Annotated in this window: 6 protein-coding genes; 5 read left to right on the plus strand and 1 reads right to left on the minus strand. The window is 51.3% G+C overall.

The genetic code is table 11. From position 1 onward, the window contains the following. Positions 1-556: 556 nt before the first annotated feature. Complete coding sequence (locus E1919_RS28085; protein WP_317168276.1) at positions 557-838, plus strand: DoxX family protein; 282 nt, start codon at positions 557-559, stop codon at positions 836-838. A gap of 274 nt (positions 839-1,112) precedes the next feature. Continuing rightward, positions 1,113-2,633 (plus strand): outer membrane protein assembly factor BamB family protein, encoded by a 1,521-nt coding sequence (locus tag E1919_RS26760; protein ID WP_162056466.1) that lies wholly within the window; start codon positions 1,113-1,115, stop codon positions 2,631-2,633. 467 nt (positions 2,634-3,100) lie between these two features. Here the strand turns inward: E1919_RS26760 and E1919_RS26765 are convergent, their stop codons facing one another. Next, positions 3,101-3,367 carry a Sec-independent protein translocase subunit TatA/TatB gene (locus tag E1919_RS26765; RefSeq protein ID WP_162056467.1) on the minus strand — a complete coding sequence of 89 codons (267 nt, stop codon included), beginning with the start codon at positions 3,365-3,367 and terminating at the stop codon, positions 3,101-3,103. Between the two features lie 478 nt (positions 3,368-3,845). Between E1919_RS26765 and E1919_RS26770 the strand changes: the two genes are divergently transcribed. The 3 genes from E1919_RS26770 to E1919_RS26780 all read left to right on the plus strand — a co-directional run. Then, positions 3,846-4,562 carry a ferritin-like domain-containing protein gene (locus E1919_RS26770; protein ID WP_162056468.1) on the plus strand — a complete coding sequence of 239 codons (717 nt, stop codon included), beginning with the start codon at positions 3,846-3,848 and terminating at the stop codon, positions 4,560-4,562. 15 nt (positions 4,563-4,577) lie between these two features. Next, positions 4,578-5,405, plus strand: a complete 828-nt coding sequence (locus tag E1919_RS26775) for a ferritin-like domain-containing protein (RefSeq protein WP_162056469.1) — start codon at positions 4,578-4,580, stop codon at positions 5,403-5,405. Between the two features lie 46 nt (positions 5,406-5,451). Continuing rightward, the coding region (locus tag E1919_RS26780) for a hypothetical protein (protein WP_162056470.1) at positions 5,452-5,737 on the plus strand (286 nt) is incomplete at its 3' end.

Here is a 5,737-nt window from a genome sequence, read left to right on the forward strand (position 1 = left end):
TTCATACCTTCAGCTATTGGTTTCACCCCTGTCGCTTGACCACAATCAAAGAGAGGAGCATTATATGCTTATTCCGAATAATGGCTGCAAGGAAGTCGTACTAAAAGCTAAGTTGTGCAACAGCCACTGGGGGTTTTTTAAGATGCTTTAACAATAAACAGTCTTCGCACTTGCCATCGCAGGTGTTATGTGCTGTAAATAAATGAGGCTTCTCTAGGTGAGAAACCTTCCTTTTTGACAATACTTTCATATTGGCTGGCGGCGTTGATAGAAGCTACGAGCGGAGCAACACCTTGCTCATAAATACGCTCTGAAAGAAAAATAGCGTACTTACTTATGCTTAGGTGACAAACCCTACTATGTTTGCACTGTCCAATCCAGCTACCTCAGCCAAATAACCATGAAGTCACTATTTGCTACCAGTATCAATCCCTCAAAGGTCCACCTGGCCCTGCTGCTGCTTCGAGTAGTAGTTGCCTGCACCATGCTCTTCCACGGCATCCCGAAACTGGAAAAGTAGTTAGCTGGGGATTTCACTTTCGGCGATCCGATAGGAATAGGCAGTGGTCCCTCCCTTGTTTTGGCTGTTTTTGCTGAGTTTGCTTGCTCTCTGCTAATCTTCATAGGCCTTGGCACCCGTTTAGCCACCATCCCTCTAATCATCACGATGCTGGTAGCTGCTTTCATTGCGCATGCCGATGATCCCATTACCGAAAAAGATTTGATACTACTCTATCTGCTTGTTTACAGTGTGCTGCTATTCTTGGGTAGCGGGAAGTACTCTGTTGATAACATGCTTCGAAAACACAGCACCATCAAAGCTACCTCTTCAGTATAGCCGGGAGTACTTAGTAGTTTCATCAACCTCCTTCTATTGTAAGTACCTCATCTCCCTGCAGCCCCGGACTCGAAAAGCACTTTATCGGAACATGCCTGTTCTTTGTCTGCCAGTCCTTCGAAAGGAATTACTTGCATTCCGCTGGCTCTATATTGGTTTTCAGCTACATGCAACCATTAGTTGTGCAGTCAGGTATTATGCGTAGATACAGGCAAAGAAGATGTTCTGGCTGCCCTGTACAGGTTATTGTCTTACCACACCTTTATCATTCGCTATGGATGCTTCTACTTTAAAAGTCCTCATCAGGAACCTTTCTTTCCCCGCATTACTCTCAGCCGGCTTCCTTGCCTCCTGCAACACCACTGCCACGCAAGCGGATACAGTCGCAGCTGACGCTGAAGTTGTAGCCGTGGAAACGGCAACTGCGGCTGTGGAGCCTGTTGCAGCAGTGATTGAGAGGAATCCGGACGTGGAGGAGACGCTCTGGAACCAGCACGCCACCATGAAGAGTCCCATCAACAGCGGCAATGTTGCCAACATGCAGATGAACTGGAAGTACGCCACCCCTACACCCGTTTCCCACACGCCCCTTGTTGATGCAACAGGCATCTACTTCGGTGACTGGGGAGGCTCGGTGTACAAAGTAGACGCAGGCACAGGCAATCTTATCTGGAAAAAAGAAATAGAGAAGCCAAAAACGATGTGGCCATGGCATGGCTTCGCCGGCACGGGCACTTTAGGCGACGGTAAGCTTTTTGAGGCCAGCGTGGAAGGAACTGCCTTCGCCTTGAATCCCGCCACGGGTGAGGTGCTGTGGAAGACAAGGTTTACCGATGACACGGAAGCAGGCAACCTCAGCACGCTCCTCTACCACGACGGGCTGGTTTATATTGGCGTGTCCTCCGTGGAGGAGCCAATGACAGACATGAAGAAAGGCTTCATTCCTGACTTCCAGGGAAAAGTGGTGGCGCTAAGAGCCAGTGACGGTACCGTTGCCTGGGAGAGTGTGCTGGTAGAGCCGCCCCATAACGGCTGTGCCGTGTGGAGCTCCTTTGCCCTGGACCCGGACCTGAACATGCTCTACTTCACCACCGGCAACAACTACACCGGAGAGGCAACCGACATGTCAGACGCTATTATAGCCGTGGACGCCAGAACAGGCGAGGTAAGGTGGCACAACCAGGTGACCCAGCATGATGTGTGGACAAAGGCAGACCAGAAAGGCCCTGACTATGACTTTGCAGGCGGGCCCCAGCTATATGTTGCCGAGGTGAACGGGCAACCGCGCAAGCTGGTGGGGGCCGGGCAGAAGAGCGGAATCTTCCACTCCTTCGACGCCCAGACAGGGGAGAGGATATGGCACACGAATATCGGGTACGGGGGAATTGACGGGGGCATGCACGGAGAGGCCTCTGTGGGTGACGGCTCGGTTCTAATTTGGAGCAACAACAGCTACGTGCACACCATGCCCCCTGACAAGGTCAAGATTTCGGTAAAGAAGCTGAACGCAGCCACCGGAGAGCACCAGTGGGTCATCAACCACGCGCAGCCTGCGGCCATCGTGCCCGGCTACCTGGCCAACGACGTTTACTTTATCGGCTCGCTCGATGGCACCCTGCAGGCCTATGGTGCAAAAGATGGGAAGCAGCTCATGAGCCTGATGGCTCCTGCCCCTATCATTTCGTGGCTTTGGGTAGAGGGGAATAACCTCTACTTTGGCGGAGGCGTTCCCGGTATGTTCAAATGGGCTGACAAGGGAGAGAATGGCGTCTACGCCTATTCCGTGAAGCAGTAAGGGAATTGGCTTTACCTCTGGCTTAAAGGTGCTCTGTTGCGGTTGTGCTACAACACGTGGTTCTTGTGTTGTTAAATCTTTTTGGAGCATTGTGGAGCATTGGCGGCTCAGAAGCAGGACTATAAAGGCTGCAGCATGACGGTTCACAGCCGGCTTTCTGCTGGAATTGATGTATTATTCCACTTCAATAGCCTTTTCTGCTCATGTGGGGATACTGCTCTGCTATTTAGCTCGAGCTACTGAATACATCCGTTCTATAACGATTTCACATGCTGTCTCGGTATCCCGTAGAAGGGGTAGATGATGAGAGATAAGTTTGGCAGTAGTCGTATAGAACAGGTTGTGAGCATGGCCAATAACGCAGGTTATGTTTAATAACATTTGGTATAAGCCTAACTTACGGATTATAAATCCATTTAGTGGATTGTACATTAATCGTCCCGTTAGCTCTGCCAAAAGAGGGGTCTTTACACTGTGGCCTCTTTTTGTGCTTCATCCTTGGCAACCTTGGCAACCGGTCTCTCCGCTGCTGTCTTTTCGTCTTTTCCGGGCTTCTCTATCTCGCTCTTGATTTCATTGGTGGCGTCCTTGAACTCGCGGATGCCGCGGCCAAGCCCCTTTGCCAGCTCCGGGATGCGCTTGGCCCCGAAGAGCAGCAGGATGACAAACAGGATGAGGAATACCTCTGTGCCTCCCAGGCCTCCGATAAAAGCGAGAATGTTGGTGATTTCCATGTCGTTGTATTTAGATGTGATGCATTACAAACGAAAAAAGGGAAGTAAAGGATTCTTTTACAGCCATATACTATCCTCAGGAACAGGCATGGCAGTCTCTTTTTCATACTTGCAACGACCCAATATTTATTTCTCTCTAAGTAACAATGAGTACTCACTCATTGTTTGGGTGCATACACCCTGTATTATGATACTGTTCTTAAATATTCAGCTGCACAAGCGTAAGTAGTTTTGCGTAAGTACCTTTTATATAACAAAAAGAATAATCACGCACCACTTAACTGTGTTTGAACAGGGACTGCTGCTTGTCCTGGAGGCACACGGCAGGCAACAGAAAACATGGATATACACTTGGTTGTAAGTTATGTTAATCAACTTTGGCAGAATGGCAAAGAATAGCAGGATACATAACAGGAAAGGCAACAGAAGGGAGAGAAGGATTTTAGAGTAGTATTTTTTAAATTTTAAATGGGTTAGTATGACAAAGTTTACCGATTCAAAAGGAAAGGGCTACAAGCCCGACCAGGGGCTCAGCAGCTCCCGCAGGTCCTTCCTGCAGTACAGCGGAGCGGCCTTGGCCACATCCGCTATCTTGCTCTCCGGCTGCGAGCAGTTCGAGGAGTTTATCCCACCGAAAAACCCGAACTCTCCCAAGAAAGTGAATCTGGGGAGCGGGGACATCGGCATCCTCAATTATGCCTATGCCCTGGAGCAGCTGGAGGCTGCCTACTACACCAAAGTGGCATTGCTTGGCTTCTACCTCGGTGCGAGCGCTGAGGAGATAAGGGTGCTGGAGGATTTGCGGCAGCATGAAGTAGCTCACCGCGAGTTCTTTGAAGCAGCCCTGGGTAAAAATGCTATCGGCAAGCTGGAGTTTGACTTCAGCATGGTGGACTTCAGAGACAGAAACAGCGTGCTGCAGACTGCCAAGACGTTCGAGGACCTCGGGGTGGCAGCCTACAACGGCGCAGGTCCTCTCCTTACCAACCCGGACTTCCTGGTAGTGGCCGGTAAAATCGTTTCTGTGGAGGCGCGGCACGCGACTGCCATCTATGACCTTATCGCTCCCAATGAAGCTTTCGTGGACTTCATTGACGATGGCCTGGAGCGGGCTTTCCCACCTATGCAAGTGCTGCAGGCGGCTGCCCCTTTCATTGTGACTGAGATTGACGCGAGTAATTTACCAAAAGCTTAACCGGAGGATACTACCATGGATTTTAATAAACTGTTTGACTCTTTCAACACAGAAAACAAGTCGGAAGAGGAAGTGGACATCTACATGTCCAGAAAAGAGGCTTTCAAAAAGCTCGGGAGCCTGACAAAGAAAGTGGCGCTTGCCTCACTGCCCGTGGCAGCTTTCACCATGATGCCGAAGATGGCTTTTGCGCAAAGCAGCGATGTGATAGGCGTGCTGAAGTTCGCCCTGGCCCTGGAGCGGCTCGAGTACCAGTTCTACATAAAGGGTGTGGACTCAGGCGTCGTAAGCGGCAGGCACATGGACGTGTTCATGGCCATCCGCGAGCACGAGCGCATCCACGTGGAGCTGCTGGAGACAACGATTCAGGCTCTGGGCGGAAATTTGGATGGCGTGCCGAGCATGTTCGACTTTACCGCGGGGGGCGTGTTCCCTAGTCCTTTCAGCAACCGCCAGCTCTTCCTGGCCCTGTCGCAGGCATTCGAGGATACGGGAGTGAGAGCCTACAAAGGGCAGGCACCGAACCTGATTGAAAACGACGACCTGCTCAAGGTGGCGCTGCAGATTCATGCGGTGGAGGCGCGGCACGCCTCGCAGGTAAGGCGCATACGCGGAAGAAAAGGCTGGATAACAGAGGAAGACTACGACGGCATAGACGGCTTCGGAGCGACCTTCATGATGGCCAGCAGCGCCGTGTACGCCGGTGAGAAAAACACCACGCATGTGGGTGTGGAAGTGACTGAGGTGACAACAGTACCGGTGATGGCGGTGAGGGAGGCCTGGGATGAGCCGCTGTCCATGCAAATGGTGCTGGACATCGTCAAGCCGTTCATCGTGTCATAGCGAACCTGAGGGACTGTCAATTTTTAATATTTTAAAACAAGGATTTATGAAGACAAGCATGATACTGAATAAAGCGGCGACTCTGACCAAGGGTTTTGCTGCCGCGCTGCTGGGCACTTTCTTCCTGGCAGGCTGCGACCAGCTGGGTGACCTGGACGGCGTGATGCCTGGAGGCGGCTCTGGGGGCAACAACAGCAAGATGAAAATGTACAAGGTGCAGCTGAACCCGCTCAACAACTCCGGCGTGTATGGCACGGCGACGGTGATGATGACGGAGAACGGCGAGTTCGAGGTGATAACGGATGTAAAGGGACTAGCACCCCACATGGAGC

Source organism: Pontibacter pamirensis, from assembly GCF_010015475.1.
Taxonomy (GTDB): Bacteria; Bacteroidota; Bacteroidia; order Cytophagales; family Hymenobacteraceae; genus Pontibacter; species Pontibacter pamirensis.